At 71.7% G+C, this 15,964-nt stretch carries 10 protein-coding genes and 1 pseudogene; 4 read left to right on the forward strand and 7 right to left on the reverse strand.

Annotated features, from left to right (window positions below):
- Positions 1-14 precede the first annotated feature (14 nt).
- Positions 15-503 (reverse strand): annotated as a pseudogene (locus tag PV396_RS14950) (LuxR C-terminal-related transcriptional regulator); the annotation flags it as partial.
- Positions 504-789: 286 nt separating this feature from the next.
- Between PV396_RS14950 and PV396_RS14955 the strand changes: the two are divergent.
- On the forward strand, positions 790-1,173 hold the full coding sequence (locus tag PV396_RS14955; protein WP_319205529.1) for an ABC transporter permease: 384 nt from the start codon (positions 790-792) through the stop codon (positions 1,171-1,173).
- 118 nt (positions 1,174-1,291) lie between these two features.
- On the opposite strand, the gene PV396_RS14960 is transcribed toward PV396_RS14955, so the two are convergent.
- The gene (locus tag PV396_RS14960) at positions 1,292-2,728 is read right to left on the reverse strand and encodes an MFS transporter (protein WP_319204695.1); all 1,437 of its coding nucleotides are present in this window, start codon (positions 2,726-2,728) and stop codon (positions 1,292-1,294) included.
- A gap of 215 nt (positions 2,729-2,943) precedes the next feature.
- Between PV396_RS14960 and PV396_RS14965 the strand changes: the two genes are divergently transcribed.
- Together PV396_RS14965 and PV396_RS14970 are read left to right on the forward strand one after the other, a co-directional pair.
- A complete protein-coding gene (locus PV396_RS14965; RefSeq protein ID WP_319205531.1) occupies positions 2,944-3,792 on the forward strand; it encodes a helix-turn-helix transcriptional regulator in 849 nt (282 codons plus the stop codon).
- A gap of 151 nt (positions 3,793-3,943) precedes the next feature.
- Positions 3,944-4,780 carry an MEDS domain-containing protein gene (locus PV396_RS14970; protein ID WP_319204697.1) on the forward strand — a complete coding sequence of 279 codons (837 nt, stop codon included), beginning with the start codon at positions 3,944-3,946 and terminating at the stop codon, positions 4,778-4,780.
- A 98-nt stretch (positions 4,781-4,878) separates the two neighbouring features.
- Here the strand turns inward: PV396_RS14970 and PV396_RS14975 are convergent, their stop codons facing one another.
- Together PV396_RS14975 and PV396_RS14980 are read right to left on the reverse strand one after the other, a co-directional pair.
- A complete protein-coding gene (locus PV396_RS14975) occupies positions 4,879-7,044 on the reverse strand; it encodes an ATP-binding protein (protein ID WP_319204699.1) in 2,166 nt (721 codons plus the stop codon).
- A gap of 148 nt (positions 7,045-7,192) precedes the next feature.
- Entirely contained in the window at positions 7,193-8,674 is a 1,482-nt protein-coding gene (locus PV396_RS14980; RefSeq protein ID WP_319204702.1) for an MFS transporter, read from the reverse strand.
- Between the two features lie 65 nt (positions 8,675-8,739).
- On the opposite strand from PV396_RS14980, the gene dusB reads away from it, so the two are divergent.
- Positions 8,740-9,894, forward strand: a complete 1,155-nt coding sequence (gene dusB, locus PV396_RS14985) for a tRNA dihydrouridine synthase DusB (RefSeq protein ID WP_319204704.1) — start codon at positions 8,740-8,742, stop codon at positions 9,892-9,894.
- Between the two features lie 132 nt (positions 9,895-10,026).
- Here dusB and PV396_RS14990 read toward each other — a convergent pair whose 3' ends face one another.
- The 3 genes from PV396_RS14990 to PV396_RS15000 form a co-directional block, all read right to left on the reverse strand.
- The gene (locus PV396_RS14990; protein WP_319204705.1) at positions 10,027-12,252 is read right to left on the reverse strand and encodes a CDP-alcohol phosphatidyltransferase; all 2,226 of its coding nucleotides are present in this window, start codon (positions 12,250-12,252) and stop codon (positions 10,027-10,029) included.
- Positions 12,253-12,432: 180 nt separating this feature from the next.
- Positions 12,433-14,370 (reverse strand): glycogen debranching N-terminal domain-containing protein, encoded by a 1,938-nt coding sequence (locus PV396_RS14995; RefSeq protein ID WP_319204707.1) that lies wholly within the window; start codon positions 14,368-14,370, stop codon positions 12,433-12,435.
- Positions 14,367-15,884 carry an MGH1-like glycoside hydrolase domain-containing protein gene (locus tag PV396_RS15000; RefSeq protein ID WP_319204710.1) on the reverse strand — a complete coding sequence of 506 codons (1,518 nt, stop codon included), beginning with the start codon at positions 15,882-15,884 and terminating at the stop codon, positions 14,367-14,369. Before PV396_RS15000 ends, PV396_RS14995 begins: the two co-directional genes overlap by 4 nt.
- Positions 15,885-15,964: the final 80 nt, after the last annotated feature.

Genomic DNA, 15,964 nt, shown 5'->3' on the forward strand with positions numbered 1-15,964 from the left:
GTCCACGGGCGCCCTCAGGGGTCCGTCCCCGGGGCGATCAGGCCCGTCTCGTAGGCCAGGACCACCGCCTGGACCCGGTCGCGCAGCTCCAGTTTCGACAGGATGCGTCCGACATGCGTCTTGACTGTGGTCGGGCTCAGGAACAGACGCTCCGCCAGTTCGGCGTTGCTCAGGCCCGTCGCCAGCAGGCGCAGCACCTCCAGTTCACGGGATGTCAGGCCCGACAGATCGGCATGGCGGGTGGTGGCCCGTGAGGGTTCCTCGCGCTGGGCGAAGCGTTCGATCAGACGGCGGGTGATCGTGGGGGCCAGCAGCGCGTCGCCGGACTGGACCAGGCGCAGGGCCGCCACCAGGTGCTCGGGGCTGAGGTCCTTGAGGAGGAAACCGCAGGCACCGGCCGTGAGGGCGGCGTAGACTTAGTGGTCGAGGTCGTAGGTGGTGAGGATGACGACGCGGGTTCTCGCCGCCTCGGGGGAGTCGTCGGCGAGGATCCGCCGGGTGGCCTACGACGGCGCCACCCGTACCCTGCGGATCGTCGGGGAGGCCTTCGACACGTCGGACGGCGGCCTGCAACTCCACGCGAACATCGCCGACTTCCCCGCAGCCCAGCCCCGGATGTTCCTGGTCGAGGTGAAGCCGGGTGTCTCCGCGTTCGAGTACGCCACCAAGCTCGCCGCCGTGGTTCAGCCGCTGGGCGGCGACGCCATCGCCAACTCGCCCTCGAGGCACGACAACCTCGTCCTCGTCCTCGTCATCGTCCTGCAGTCCATGGCGGCACTGCTCACGCTCATGCTGGTCTCCGTGGCCGGCCTCGGCGTCCTCAACTCCGTTGTCCTGGACACCCGCGAGCGCGTCCACGACCTCGGCGTCTGCAAGGCGCTCGGTATGTCACCCCGCCAGACCGTGAGCCTCGTACTCGCCTCGGTGACCGGCATCGGCGTACTCGGCGGCCTGATCGGCGTCCCCACCGGTTTCGCCCTGCACGGCTTCGTACTCCCGGTGATGGGCCACGCGGCAGGCACCGACCTACCCCCGTCGGTCCTCGACGTATACGCCCTTTGGCAGCTGATGCTGCTGGGCCTGGCCGGCCTGACGATCGCCCTCCTGGGCGCCCTCCTCCCAGCAACCTGGGCAGCCAAAACCCGCACGGCAACGGCATTGCGAACGGAGTGAGGGGAACGCCCCCGGGAGAGCAGCCCCGCCCTGTGGGGAGCAGCCCCGAAGGGGCGCTCCCCCCAGGGGCGCGGGGAACTGCGCGACAAGCCACAACGCACCCGCAGCCAACGACAACTCAGACAATCCGCTGCGGCAACCGCAGACTAAGCAGCGTCGTCAGAACAACCCCACCCACCTGCACCACCAACGTCGTCACCAACGCCTCCCGCATCCCCATCCCCGGCGCCAGGGACAGAAACAGCGTGCCCAGCGTCGCCACCCCCAGCGCCAGAGCGGACTGCTGGGTGGTGACCATGACACCGCTGCCCACACCCGCCCGGGCCGGCTCGATCTCCGAGAGGACGACACGGAAGAGGACCGGCAGCTGAAGCGCCTGACCGGCGCCCGCGACCGCCGCGCCCGGCAGCAGCTCCACCCAACCCAGGTCGGGCCACGAACGCCACACGGTGAGGGCGATGAGGGCCACACCGACCCCCTGGATCACGCCACCGACCGTGACGACCCGGGTGCCGTACCTGGCCACCAGGCGCGGTCCGGCGAGGGAGACGCAGAAGAACGTCACCGCCATCGGGGCCAGCGCCAGCCCCGCCTGCACCGGCCCGAGTCGCGCACCCTGCTGCAGTGCCACCGCGATCACGAACATGAACCCGCTGAAGCCGATCGAGAACGGCACCATCATCACCAGGCCCCGGCGCAACGAGGGCAGCGCGAAGAGGGTCGGCGGTACGAGGGGAGTGCGGCCCTTGCGGTCCGCGCCGCGTTCCACCGCGTAGAACGCCGCCGCGGCGAACGGGAATGCGGCCAGCGACAACCAGGTCCACAGGGGCCAGCCGGCCGCGCGGCCCTCGGTGAGCGGGGCGAGCAGCGTGATCAGGGACACCGCGAGGAGGAGCGTGCCGGGGACGTCCACCGGTTCCGGGTGCGCGGAGCGGGTCTCCGGGACCGTCCGGGCCGCGAGGAACAGGCCGAGCAGGACCACCGGCACGTTCACCAGGAACACCGAGCGCCAGCCCGTGCCCGCGATGTCGGCGGCCACCAGGACGCCGCCGAGGATCTGGCCCGCCACCATCGACAGGCCCGCCGTCGCGCCGTACAGGCCCATCGCCCGTGCGCGGCGCGGGCCCGCCGTCGCCGACTGGATCGTGGCGAGCACCTGCGGCAGCATCGCCGCCGAGGCCGCGCCCTGCGCGATCCGGGCGGCCACCAGGGTCCAGGCGGTGGGCGCGAGACCACAGGCCAGCGAGGTGACGCCGAAGGCCGCCATGCCGGCCAGGAAGAGCCGACGCCGGCCGAAGAGGTCGCCGAGCCGCCCGCCGAGGACGAGCAGGACGGCGTACGAGACCCCGTACCCGGCGACCACCAGTTCGAGGACGGCCTCGCTCGCCGAGAGATCCCGGCCGATGGTGGGCAGGGCGACGTTGACGATGAAGAAGTCGATGAGGGGGAGCGCCGCGCCGAGCAGCACGGTGAACAGGCCCGGACCGCCGAGTACGGGTGACCCGGCGGGGGAGCGGATGGCGGCGACGGTGGGTGAAGCGCTGGTATTGGTCACGCAGACCAGCATTCGCCTCCCCTGAGGGTGGTACCAGAGTGTCCTTATCCTGGTACCAGGACTACCTGGAAACAGGGTCGGCGCGGAGGGACAGTAGACAGGTGACCACGACGCACCCCCCGACCACAACGCACCCCTCGACCGCGACCGCTGTCGACACCGCCCGGGACAGCGTTGCCCAGCGGCGGCCCGGCGCAAGCGGGCGCGAGTCGGAGATCCGGCGCCACGAGCTCGCCGTCTTCCTGCGCAGCCGCCGCGAGCGCATCTCCCCGGAGCAGGTCGGCCTGCCGCGCGGCAGGCGCCGCCGTACGCCGGGCCTGCGCCGCGAGGAGGTCGCCCAGCTCTCCGCGGTGGGCGTCACCTGGTACACGTGGCTCGAACAGGCGCGCGCGATCCAGGTCTCCGAACAGGTACTCGACGCCCTTGCCCGCACCCTCCTCCTCGACCCGAGCGAACGCGCCCACCTCTTCCAGCTGGCCGGAGCCGTCGACCCCACCCCGGCCGCCGTCTGTCCGACGATCACCCCCGCCCTGCGTGAACTGCTGCGCGCCCTCGACCCCATCCCGGCCTGCATCCAGAACAGCCGGTACGACATCCAGGCGTACAACCGCACGTACAGCCGGCTCATGGGCAACCTGGACGCCGTACCGCCCGAGGACCGCAACCTCATGCTGCTCGTCTACACGAACGAGGAATGGCGGTCGTCGGTCGTCCTGCTCGAGGAGACGATGCGCGTGATGGCGGCCAAGCTGCGGGTCCAGCAGGCCGCCCATCTCGGCGACCCCGCCTGGAAGTTGATGCTGAAGCGGCTGCGCACGGAGTCCCCGGAGTTCTGCGCGATCTGGGAGCGGTACGAGGTGGTCAGCGCCCGCGGCAAGACCAAGCAGTTCCGCAACCCGTACGTCGGCCTGCTCACCGTCGACCACACCGACCTCTGGCTCGCACCGGAGTCGGGCACCCGCCTGGTGACGCTGGTCCCGAAGGACGAGGAGACGCGCGAACGCCTGGAGAGGCTTCACGCGATGGCTGTGGCCGGAGGGTGGTCGGAAGGTGACAGTAGCTGATCAGATTCGGTCGGACGGTCGATCGTGAGTGGGCAATTCCGCTCCTGGTGAGGGGCGTTGGGGGTGGCGGCAGCGCCAGGCCGTAGGCGTTTCCCTACCGTCGTCAGGGAGTTGATCAGATTGATCACCAGCCCCCTGGAAGGCGCCCTCGATGACGGAACACGCGCACCACGGTCATCCCCACGAGTCCGCGCCCACGACCGCCCGTGGCGTCCCCGTGGGGGCGCTGCGCCCCGGCGACCACGCCTGCCTCGACGTGCCCGACGCCCAGGCGCACTGGCAGGTGCTGACCGCCTACACCCGCGCCGGACTGACCCGCGGCGAGAAGGTGATGGTCGTCCTCGACCCGGCCGACGTCGGCGACGACGATGCCCTCGCCCGCCTCGACGCCGGCACCGGCCAGGCCGAAGCGGCCCGGCGGAGCGGCCAGTTGGAGATCGTACGCAATACCGCCGTGTACGTCCCTGACGGCCGTTTCTCCAGGGAGCGCCAATTCCGGCTCTACTCAGCCGAGTTGGAGCGGACTCGGGCGGAAGGGCGGACCGGGCTGCGGGTCGGGGCCGACATGGCCTGGGGGAAGCGGGCCGGGGTCAGCGACGCCCAACTGCTCGACTACGAGGCCTTCATGGAGCCGCTGTTCGTGGATCCGCGCCTCACCGCGATGTGCTGGTACAGCCGTCACCAGTACGCCGACCACCTGGTGGCGGCGATGCGGACGGTCCACCCGCTCCAGGTGATGACCCACCTCGACGCGCTCGAGGTGACCCGCACCGACGACGCCTCGCCGCTGCGCTACTCACTCGACCTGACCGACCTGTGCTACATGGAGGCCCACACCGCCTGGCAACTCGTCCGCTTCGCCCGGGACCTGCCCGACGGCGACACCCTCGACGTCCGCTGCGGACCGATCCTCGAAGCGGTGTTCCGGGGCCTCGGCTCCGACGACGTACGGCAGTTGCGGCTCCGCACGGAGACGGAGGGTGCGTAGTGGTCGCGGGATCCGGCTCGGGCCGGCTTGTACCTCCCCCATGACCTCGACCTTTTTCGTGAGCGGTCGCGTCAAGGACCTCTTCCCGAGAAGCGCGGTCAGCGGGGCAGGCCGCTGAACCAGGCCGCCACCTGACTTCGGGCCGCGAATCCCAGCTTGGCGAGGATGCGCTCGGCATGCCCCTCGGCCGTACGCCGCGAGATGACCAGCCGTTCCGCGATCTGCCGGTTGGTCATGCCCGCCGCGATCAGCGCGGCCACCTCGAACTCGCGGCGGGTGAGCCCGGTGTCGGGGACCGGCGGTGCGGCGCGGCGGGGGCGGAGCGGCTCGCCCAGCGCGTAGGCGAGGGCTTCCCGTACGGAGAGTTCGTGACCCCGCCGGTGGGCTTCGTCGTACGGGGTGTCGCCGGGCGGTCCGTGGGCCTGCCGTTGCCCGGCCAGGGGGTCGTGCCCGAGGTCGTACCAGATGCGCTGCGCGGCGCCCCGCAGCACGGCTGCCCGCTCGGCGTCGCCCCGGGCGGCGGTGACGACGGCCAGTATCTCCAGGGTGCCGCCGACGGCGTGCGGCTCGCCGGCCACGTACGGGAGCCGCAGACAACGCCGGGCACTCTCGGCGGCGGCCTCGTACTCGCCCAGGGCCCAGCGGGCGGTGGCGAGCGCGCCCAGGACGTACGAGCGCACCCACTGCTCCCCGTGCGCCTCGCACACGGCGAGGGCCTCCACGCACAGCGGGACGGCGCGTTCGGGCCGGCCGTGGAAGGTGAGGGTGGTCGCCAGTTCCACGCGGCTGAGGACGTGGAAGGCGAGCAGGGGATTCTCGTCGCCCAGGACCTCGGCCAGGGGACTGACCTCCGGGGTTTCGTCCGGGGCCAGGGTCGGAGGGTGCGGGGTGCCTGCCAGCAGCACCGCGTTCGTGCGGCTGCGGACCAGGGGGATCAGGGCGGCCGCCCAGTGGGCCCGGGTCAGCTCGGGTGCCGGGCGGCGGCCCTCGCGCGGTACCAGTCGCTGCCACCAGTGCCGCAGCTCCGCCCAGGCGCCGCGCGCGATCCAGTAGAACCACAGGCTGCCGACCAGGCGCAGCCCGCGCGGGGACTCGCCGGGGGTGGTGAGACAGAAGTCGAGCACCGCGCGCAGATTGTCGTGCTCGGCGCGCAACCCGGCCAGCTTGCCCGCCTGGTCCGGCCCGAACCAACTTCGCTCGTGCTCCTCCGCGACCCGCACGAAGTGCGCGCACAACCGCCGCCGGCTGTCCCCGACCGCACCGAGCGCGGCCAGTTTCTCCAGCCCGTACTCGCGCAGGAGAGCGAGCATCCGATACCGGGTGCCCCCGGCCGCTTCGCCCTTGCCCGCCTCCCTGATCAGCACGGACTTCTCGACCAGCCCGACCAGGGCATCCAGCACCTCACCGCACACCGCCTCCGCCCCCGCCAGGTCGAAGCTGCCCGTGAAGACCGACAGACGGGCCCAGGCGAGCTGTTCCGCCGGGGTGCACAGGTCGTGGCTCCAGTCCACGGCCGAGCGGAGGGTCCGGTGGCGGGGTGGGGCGGCCGGGCTGCCACAGGTGAGGAGGCGGAAGTGGGCGCCCACCCGGTCGCCGAGGCGTTCGCCGAGGCGCTCGTCCAGTTGCTCCACGCCCAAGGCGTGCATCCGTACGGCCGCCAGTTCGATGGCCAGCGGGAGACCGTCCAGGCGGTGGCAGAGGCGGGCCACGGCCGCCCGGTTGCGGTCGGTGATCGCGAAGCCGGGCGCCACGGCCGCCGCCCGGTCGGCGAACAGGCGCAGCGCGGGGAACTCCGGCCCGGGGAGGGCGTCTCCCGGGGGCGGGGTGGCCAGCGGGGTCACCGTGAGCAACCGCTCCTCCGGGAGGCCGAGCCGGTGGCGGCTGGTCGCCAGCACACGGACACCCTCGGCCGCCCCGAGCACCGAGGCCACCAGCGACGTACAGGCGGCCGTCACGTGCTCGCAGTTGTCCAGGACCAGCAGCAGCCGTCTGTCGCGCAGATGCGCGACAACCGTGTCCAGCGGCGCCCGGGCCGCCTCGTCACGGATACCGAGCGCGTCCGCCACGGCGTGCGGCACCAGCGCGCCGTCCCGCACGGCGGCCAGCGGCACCAGTCGGGCCCCGTCCGGGAAACCCCGTACGGCACCCTCCGCCACCCGTCCCGCCAGCCGGGTCTTGCCGACCCCGCCGGGACCGGTGAGGGTCAGCAGGCGGGTTGCCGCCAACAGGCGTCTGGCCTGCGCGAGTTCATGGCGACGGCCCACGAAACTCGTTCCCGGTACGGGAAATCCGACCATCCGCCGCGACCCCGCTGCCCCCACGATCGGCCACGCCCTCTTCGAGTTCGACGAGTTGCTGGTGCCCTTGCGTGATCTTCAACGGTGCTCGGCGGCAATGGGTTACAGCAGCGGCTCACATCGCGGTGCGCGCCCCCGCCGTACCCCGCACGCCCTTCTGTCCGCCCCCGTTCGCGCCGTCGTCGCCCTCCGCCATGCGTTCGGCGGCCCGCTCCGCCGTCCGCTTGGCCCAGCCCCCGGTCGTGACGGCACCCAGCACCAGTACGGCGAGACCGCAGCCCGCGATGATCCACCACCCGGGCCGCGCCGCCGAGGCGAACACCTCCTTGTACGGGCCCGCCCCGATCCCCGACGCCAGCACCGCGCCGATCACCGCGACCCCGAGCGTGCCGCCGGTCTGACGGCTGGTGGAGGCGACCGCGGCGGCCACCCCGGCCTGCGAGCGGGGCATGCCCGAGACGGCCGTGTTGGTGATGGGCGCGTTGACGAAACCGAAGCCGAGGCCGAACACGAAGTAGGCGACGACCAGCGTCACGTTCGACGACTCCGCGTCGAACCCGGCGAACAGGATGCCGGCCGCCGTCATCGCGAAGCCCGCCATGAGCAGCGAGAACCGTGGTCCCCGGCTGCCCACCAGCCGGCCCGATATCGGCGCGCAGACAAAGCACATCACCGCCATCGGCAGCATCCACAGACCGGCGTGCAGCGCGGACAGCCCCCGTACGTTCTGCAGGTACAGCGTCGACAGGAACAGGAACCCGCTCAGCGCGGCGAACGCGCTGACTGCGATCACGGTCGCCCCGCTGAACGGCACCGACCGGAAGAACCGCAGGTCGATGAGGGGTTCGGCACGCCGGGGCTCGTAGTACAGCAGCCCCAGCAGGGCGGCCACGGCGACCGCCCCGAAGGTGAGCGTGTGGGTGAGCGACGAACTGGGCGCCTCGATGATCGCGTACGTCAGCGAGCCGAGCAGCGCGATGACCAGCACCTGGCCGACCGGGTCGGGGCGGCGGGCCTTCGGTGCCCGGGACTCCGGGACGTACCGCAGGGTCAGCAGGAGCGCGGCGAGGCCCACCGGCAGGTTGATCCAGAAGATGGAGCGCCAGCCGACGGAGTCCACGAGCAGGCCGCCGATGATCGGGCCGGCGGCCATGGATATCCCGACCACCCCGCCCCACACCCCGATCGCCCGGGCCCGCTCACGCGGGTCGGTGAAGGTGTTGGTGATGATCGACATCGCCACCGGGTTGAGCATCGAGCCGCCGACCGCCTGGACCATGCGGAAGACGATGAGCGAGTCGAGGTTCGGGGCGAGCGAGCAGAGCACCGAGCCGAGCGTGAACAGCACCAGCCCGGCCCGGAAGACCCGGCGGCGGCCTATCCGGTCGGCGGTCGAGCCCGCCAGCATCAGCAGCGAGGCCAGCACCAGCGTGTAGGCGTCGAGCGCCCACTGCATACCGGCCACGCTCGCGCCGAGATCCTTCTCCATGGCGGGCAGCGCGACGTTGAGCACGGTGACGTCGAGGCTGACGAGCAGGAGGCTCATACAGCAGATCGCCAGCACGAGCATGCGGCGGCGGGGACTCAGCTCGGACATGCGGTCCATAGTACGCCTAACTAATGACTTTGGCTGTACTCCGTCCGGTGGGCGAGAATGGCCCAATGTCCACGCCCGTCACCGCCCCCGCCGGCCTCCTCCGGATCGGTCCGCACACCGTGCAGCCGCCCGTCGTCCTCGCCCCCATGGCGGGGATCACGAACGCGCCCTTCCGAACCCTGTGCAGGGAGTTCAGCGGCGGTAAGGGCCTGTTCGTCAGCGAGATGATCACGACTCGGGCGCTGGTCGAACGCAACGAGAAGACCATGCAGCTGATCCGCTTCGACGCGACGGAGAACCCGCGCTCGATCCAGCTGTACGGCGTCGACCCGGCGACCGTCGGCAAGGCCGTCCGCATGATCGCGGAGGAGGGCCTCGCCGACCACATCGACCTCAACTTCGGGTGCCCCGTCCCCAAAGTGACGCGGAAGGGCGGCGGCTCGGCCCTCCCCTTCAAGCGCAACCTGCTGCGCGCGATCCTGCGCGAGGCGGTGTCCGGCGCCGGGGACCTCCCCGTCACGATGAAGATGCGCAAGGGCATCGACGACGACCACATCACCTACCTCGACGCCGGCCGGATCGCGGTGGAGGAGGGCGTGACGGCCATCGCGCTGCACGGCCGCACCGCCGCCCAGCACTACGGCGGCACGGCGGACTGGGACGCGATCGCCCGCCTCAAGGACCACGTGCCGGAGATCCCCGTGCTCGGCAACGGCGACATCTGGTCGGCCCAGGACGCGCTGCGGATGGTCCGGGAGACCGGCTGCGACGGCGTGGTGGTCGGCCGCGGCTGCCTGGGCCGGCCGTGGCTCTTCGCGGACCTGGTGGCGGCGTTCGAGGGGCGTACGGATGCCATCGCGCGACCGACCCTGCGTGAGGTCGCGGATGTCATGGTCCGGCATGCCACGTTGCTCGGGGAGTGGATCGGGGACGAGGCGCGCGGGGTCATCGACTTCCGCAAGCATGTCGCCTGGTACCTGAAGGGGTTCGCGGTCGGCTCCGAGATGCGCAAGCGACTCGCGATCACGTCGTCGCTGGGCGAACTCCGGGCCGGGCTGGACGAGTTGGAACTCGACCAGGCGTGGCCCGTCGGGGCGGACGGGCCGCGTGGCCGTACGTCGGGCAACAACCGGGTGGTGTTGCCGGACGGCTGGCTGAAGGATCCGTACGACTGCGCGGGCGTGAGTGAGGATGCGGAGTTGGACACGTCCGGGGGGTGAGAGGTGTTGTGGGCGCGTCTTTGTCTGCGGGTTCGTGGTGGCTTGTCGCGCAGTTCCCCGCGCCCCTGTGGGGGTGGGTGTGGGGGGGCGCTGCCCCCACACCCACCCCCACAGGAGAGCGTCTGAGGTCCTTTACGGGTGTGGCGTTGAGCCGTAGGCCGTCAGGAACTTGTCGCGGAACGCGTCCATCTTCCAGACCGGGGCGTCGTGGGCCGGGCGCAGGCCGTCCGTCCAGTTCCAGTCGGCGATCTTGTCCAGGATCTTCGGGTCCTTGGCCACGACCGACACCGGCACGTCACGGCTGGCGTTGCTGCCGCTGACCCGGGCAATGGGCTGGTGGTCGCCGAGGAAGACCAGAACGGTCCTGTCGGTGCCGTACCGGGTGAGCCAGTCGATGAGGCTGGTGACCGAGTACTGGATCGACTTGCCGTACTCCGCCTTGGCCTCGGGGGCGTTGTAGAGGACGTCCTTGGGGTCCTTGCCCGCCTTCTGGATCGCGTCGAACACGGTGCCGTCGCCGAGCTGGTCCTGCGGGACCGTCTTCGGCAGCGGCGCCCACGGCTGGTGGCTCGACGTCAGGATGATCTCCGACATCAGCGGCTTGGCCTGCTTCCTGCCGTGCTCCAGGCGCTGGTAGGCCTCCATCGTGTACTGGTCCGGCATGGTCGACCAGCTGAACTTCGGTCCCTTGTAGCCGAGATCCTTCGCCGCGTAGTTCTTCTGCAGGCCGTAGAACTTCGCCTCCGGCCAGCTCTTCTGCACACCCGGCATCACCCCGACCGTCCTGAAGTCCCCGGTACGCCGGAACACCTCGGGGAGCGTGAGACGGTCGCTGTTGACGAGGGTGCGGTAACGCTGCTGGGTGCTGATCCACAGGCCCGACAGGAACGTGGAGTGGCCGAGCCAACTGCTGCCGCCGTACGTCGCCGAGGTCAGCCAGCCGCTCTTCGCGGCGAACCCGGCGTCCGTCAGCGCCTGCGTCTTGGCGGCGAGCGTCTCGTCGACGCCGGGGGCCATGATCGGGTCCTCGATCGCGCTGCGGCCGTAGCTCTCGATGAACGTGAAGACGACGTCCTTGCCGCGCAGGTCCGGCACGAGCTGGCCGGGAGGCGTCTTCGCGAACGGGTCGTTCTTCGCCAGCTTCCTGAACACCGCCTCGTCGCGGATGGTGTTGCCCACCCGCTGCACATGCGACTCGACGATCGCGGTGGCGTGGTTCGAGGCCAGCGGCGCACCGCCGAAGTTCGTGATCCCGAGGGACATGCACGTGATCCAGGCGGTGCCGGCGATCAGCGTGGCCCTGGTGGCGCCGGCGTTGTGACGGGCGAGCAGGTTGCTGAGCCGCACGGTCGCGAAGCCCATTCCGACGAGCAGGAGCAGCGCGAACACGATCACACCCAGGGTGGTGGCGATCGAGGCCACCGGGCCTATCGAGTCGGTGAGGTACGACTGCGCGTCGCTCAGCAGCTCCCAGTCGACCATCACGTTGAAGTGCCTGCCCAGGAACTCGACGTATCCCATGTCCAGCAGGTTCACCACGGTCAGCGCACCGAGGAAGACACCGATGCACGCCGCCGTGATCACTCGCGGCCGGCGCGGCATCGCGAGCAGCACGACGGCCGCGACGATCGCCTCCGCCGGGAGCCGCAGGAACTCCGAGAGCTTGATCTGGTCGGCGGTGGCGGGCAGTTGAAGCGCGACGAGAACGAGCAGCGCGGAGAGGGCGGTTCCCGCCCAGCTGAGATTGCGGGCGGCGACGGGATGCCGGGTGCGCCAGCTGGGCTTGGGCGCCGCCTCGGTGCCGGTGCCGGCGGGGGCGATGTCGTCGGTGGTGCCGGGACCGTCGGTGGTGCCGGGACCGTCGGTGGGTTCGGTGGGTTCGGTGGTTCCGGGGCGTTCGATGGTGTCGGGGCCGTCGGTGGTGTCGACGGCCCCGACACCATGGTTGGCCTTGACGGCATCGGGGGTCTCGACGGCCTCGACCGCGTTGCCGGCCTCGGTGGCCTCGGTGGCCTCGGTGGCCTCGGTGGCCTCGGTGGCCTCGGTGGCCTCGGTGGCCTCGGGGGGCCTGGCCGCGTCGGTCGTTTTAGTGCCCGCCCGGGCTGCCGTGTCTGCGTTGTCCGTCTCGGCCGTCTCGGTCGTGTTGGACGCGTCGTTCGTGTCAGCCGTGTCGGTCTTGTCGGGCGCGTCGTTCGTCTCGGCTGTGCTGGCTGTGCTGGCTGTGCTGGCCGTGCTGGCCGTGCTGGCCGGCTCCGTTGTGCTGGCCGTCTCGGACGTGTTCGTGGGGGATGGTGTCTCGGCTGAAGGTGCCTCGGTGGTCTCGTCCGTCGATGGGGTAGTGCGCGTGAACAGAGGCACCCCGAAGGTCCTTCCGTGTAGCCCGTGCGGGAGCGGCGGAGCCGGCGCGGGAGCCGAGGTCCGCCACCATCCCGTACGGCGGGCCCTCGGCCTGCGTTCAGCTTTCGCGCCCAAGCACCCGGCAAACACCGGGCAAACGCCTCACCAAGCGACCGGCCACACGCGTTGCCGTACGTCCTGTCAGGCGCCCCCGACCGCTGTGAGCAGCGCCAACGGAGCCGCCGCCGACCTGGACTCCCGTACGCACGCGTGCGGGTACGGCACCGGTTCGGTCTGGGTGTCGCGGCCGTACCCGGCGAGGACCTCGGGGAGACGGTGGCCGGTGGCGGTCGCCGCGTCGACGAGGGCGTGGGCGACCGTACGGGCCTCGTCGTGCAGGCCGTACCGCGAAAGCCCCAGCGTGATCAGGGCGTTGTCGTGCGGCCAGACCGAGCCCCGATGGTAGGAGAGGGGGTGGTAGGCGGGCTGGCCCGACGCCAGCGTCCGTACGCCCCAGCCGGAGAAGAAGTCGGGTTCGACCAGGCGTCGGCCCACCTTCTTGCCGTACTCCTTGTCGAGCAGCCCCGACCAGAGCAGATGGCCCGCGTCGGAGGCCAGCGCGTCGACCTGGTTGCCCTCGCCGTCGAGGGCGAGGGCCGGGAAGGAGTGCTCCGGCATCCAGAAGTCCCGCTGGAAACGGTCCCGGAGGTCGGCCGCCGCCTGTTCGAGGAGGGCGGCGTACGTCTCGTCCTCCCACACCGTGCGCGCGATCCACGCCGTGCGGCGCAGGGCGTCGTACGCGTAGCCCTGGGCCCCCGCCGCCATCACCGGGCCGCTTGCGCGGGTGCCGTCGGCCCAGCAGATGGCGCCGGGGGAGTCCTTCCAGTTCTGGTTGGCGAGGCCGCCCTGGTCGGCCCGGTAGACCAGATAGCCGCGGGACGTCAGCCCGCCGTGGTCCAGCATCCAGCCGATCGCCGCGCGGGCGTTGGCCTCCAGTCGGCGGGCGAGAGCCGCGTCGCCGGTCTGTTCGACGTACGCCCCGAGGAGCACCAGGAACAGCGGGGTCGCGTCGACCGAGCCGTAGTAACGCCCGTACGGCACCTGCCCGAAGTGGGCCAGCTCACCGTGCCGTACCTCGTGCACGATCTTGCCCGGCTGGGCCACGGAGTCCGGGCCGACCTCCGTCGCCTGGGTCGCGGCGAGCGCCGGGAGGGTGGCGGCGGCGAGCTGGGGGCGGTAGGGGAGGGCGAAGAGCGAGGTGAGGAGGGCGTCGCGGCCGAGGAGGGTGAGGAACCAGGGTGCGCCGCCGGCCGGTACGCGCAGCTCCTCGCCGCCCGGGCCGGTCGCCGGGACCTGGAGGGAGGCCAGATCGGAGAGGCCGCGTTCACAGGCCGCCGCCAGCTCAGGCCAGCCGGTGGGGAAGGCGACGCCTTCGACGAACTCCTCCTCCAGGGAGGCGAGCTGGTCGCTGACGGCGGAGGGTGAGGCGGGGGCCGCAGGTTCCGTGGTCGCCCCGTGCGGGCGGGCCACGACCCGCAGCGCCAGCTCCGCCGAACCGTGCGGTTCCAGGTCCAGCGTCCAGACGAGGCGCCGGGCGCCGGTGCCGGTCTCCTCGACGCCGTCGGGGGCGGGCTCGGCGGTGACCGTCGTACAGGACAGCCACTCACCGCGCCGGTAGCTGAACTCGACGCCGTCGTCGAGGACTTCGCGTTTGCGGACGGCGCCGGACTTGACGTACGTACGGTGGTCGGAGCGCAGCTCGAACTGGTCGGTGAAGTCGGCGTCGGCGGTGACCGCGATCCGGACCGTCGTCGGCCCCGGACGGTTGCTGGTCACCCGCAGTGACTCGACGAACGTGCCGTCCGCGACGGCCTGTTCACGGAAGAGCGTGTAGGCGGGCGGCTCCTGACGGCCCCCGCGCGGTACGAGGACACAGCGCGCGGTGTCCCCTTCGGCGACCGGGCTGAGCGTCTCCGGCACGGCGCCGTCGACGGTGAGCTGCCAGCGGCTCAGGTGCCGTGCGTCGCGTACGAACAGTCCGTCGGGGCTGCTGCCGCCGCGTACGCCGCTGATGTCCCCGCTGTCGCCGACGGCCGCGAACGTCCCGCCGTGCACGAGCAGATGATGCCGGTCCGTCATCGCCGTTCCCCTCCCTGGTCACTCATGCCGAACACGTTGTCGAGGCCGTTGCCGAGGCCGTTGTCGAAGCCGTCGTCGTCGACGGGCCCTTGGTGCAGCAGGTCGAGGGTGAGCGCGGCGGTCCAGCCGAAGCCGAGCGCCCCGCATGCCTCGCCGGTGTACGGGTCGACGTACTCCGCGAAGTCGGAGGTGTCGGCGGTCTCCAGGAGCGCCGTGCGCAGCGCGTCGGCGTGCGCCCGCTCGCCGTGCTGCCGCAGCCCGCGCTCCACCAGCCACCCCGTGTTGAACCAGGCCGGCCCGCGCCAGTAGCGGTGCGGGTCGAAGGCCTCGCCGAGCAGGTCGTAGGACGGGACGAGGCGGGCGGCGCCGCCTACCTCGAAGTGCGGCCCGCGCGCGGTACGGACGAGGGTCGCGGCGATGTCCCGGGGGAGCGTGGGCAGGAGGAGGGGGATGAGCCCCGAAACCCCGCGCTCGGGGACGAGGGCGCCCCCGACGCCCCCCGCCATGTCGCGGCAGAAGAACATTCCCTCCGCCGGGTCCCACAGCCGCTCCACCAGGGCCGTTGTCAGGCGCTCCGCGCGCGCGTGCCGGGCCGTCCCCGTCGCGCCCAGCTCGTGGGCGATGGACGCCAGCGCGTGCTCCGACGCGATAAGCAGCGCGTTGAAGGAGGGGTCCTCGACGGCGAACGCGTTCGCGCCGTCCTCATAGCCCGCGTCCCGGTAGTCCGTGGCAAGCCGTACGTACCGCCCGTAGTCCAGATCCGTCGGCCGGTCCTCGGCGGCGCCGTGGTCGAGGTCGGCGCGGCGGAAGGAGCGGGCCGGGGCCGGAGTGACGCGGCTGAGCGGGGCGTCCCAGCAGGGGCTGTTGTCCATACCCTGTTCCCAGGGGTGCACGACCGACGCGAGGCCGCCCCCGCCCAGGTCGCGCCGGTGCAGCAGATAGCGGTGCCAGGCGGCGAGCCGGGGGTAGGCGCGGGCGAGGAAGCCGCGCGCCCGGGACAGCCCGGGGTCGGCCTGGTGCACCAGCCAGACGGCCAGCGCGTGCACCGGTGGCTGCACGATGCCGGACGTCTGTACGGTGCGCGGGGCGCCCGCAGCGCGCCCCGCGGTCGAGGAGCGCCAGAAGTCGGGGCTCGGGAAGTACGCGTCGAGCGGGACCGAAGGGTTGAAGACGATGTGCGGGATGCGTCCGTCGCCCCACTGGGCCGAGAGCAGCGTCTCCAGCTCCGTCTGCGCGCGCAGGGGCGACAGATGACGCAGGCCGATCGCGATGAACGCGGAGTCCCAGGACCACTGGTGCGGATACAGGCCGCGCGAGGGCACCGTCGAGGTGCCGGTCCAGTTGCTCTCCAGCACCTCGGCGGCCCTGACGTGCAGGGCGTGCGGCGCATGCTGGGTGTGCGGGGCGGGCCGCGTGTGGGGGGCGGGCTGCGAATGTGTCGTAACGTCCGGTTCGTATACGACGGAGTGCGCCGTGGGGCGGGCGCGGGAGGTCAGCTGGGCAGTGCGATCCACTCGGGGCTCCCCGAAGACGTTCGGCCCGACCGGTTCGGTCGAGCCACCGTAGAGTTACGTCTATTTAACACGCATAACTC

Source organism: Streptomyces sp. ME02-8801-2C (assembly GCF_033793965.1).
Lineage (GTDB): Bacteria > Actinomycetota > Actinomycetes > Streptomycetales > Streptomycetaceae > Streptomyces.

What these genes read in the sequence shown, in the direction of transcription:
- PV396_RS14955 (WP_319205529.1), top strand. Translation starts at nt 790, where the DNA reads ATGCTGGTCTCCGTGGCCGGCCTCGGCGTCCTCAACTCCGTTGTCCTG.
- PV396_RS14970 (WP_319204697.1), top strand. Translation starts at nt 3,944, where the DNA reads ATGACGGAACACGCGCACCACGGTCATCCCCACGAGTCCGCGCCCACG.
- PV396_RS14980 (WP_319204702.1), bottom strand. Translation starts at nt 8,674, where the DNA reads ATGTCCGAGCTGAGTCCCCGCCGCCGCATGCTCGTGCTGGCGATCTGC.
- dusB (WP_319204704.1), top strand. Translation starts at nt 8,740, where the DNA reads ATGTCCACGCCCGTCACCGCCCCCGCCGGCCTCCTCCGGATCGGTCCG.
- PV396_RS14995 (WP_319204707.1), bottom strand. Translation starts at nt 14,370, where the DNA reads ATGACGGACCGGCATCATCTGCTCGTGCACGGCGGGACGTTCGCGGCC.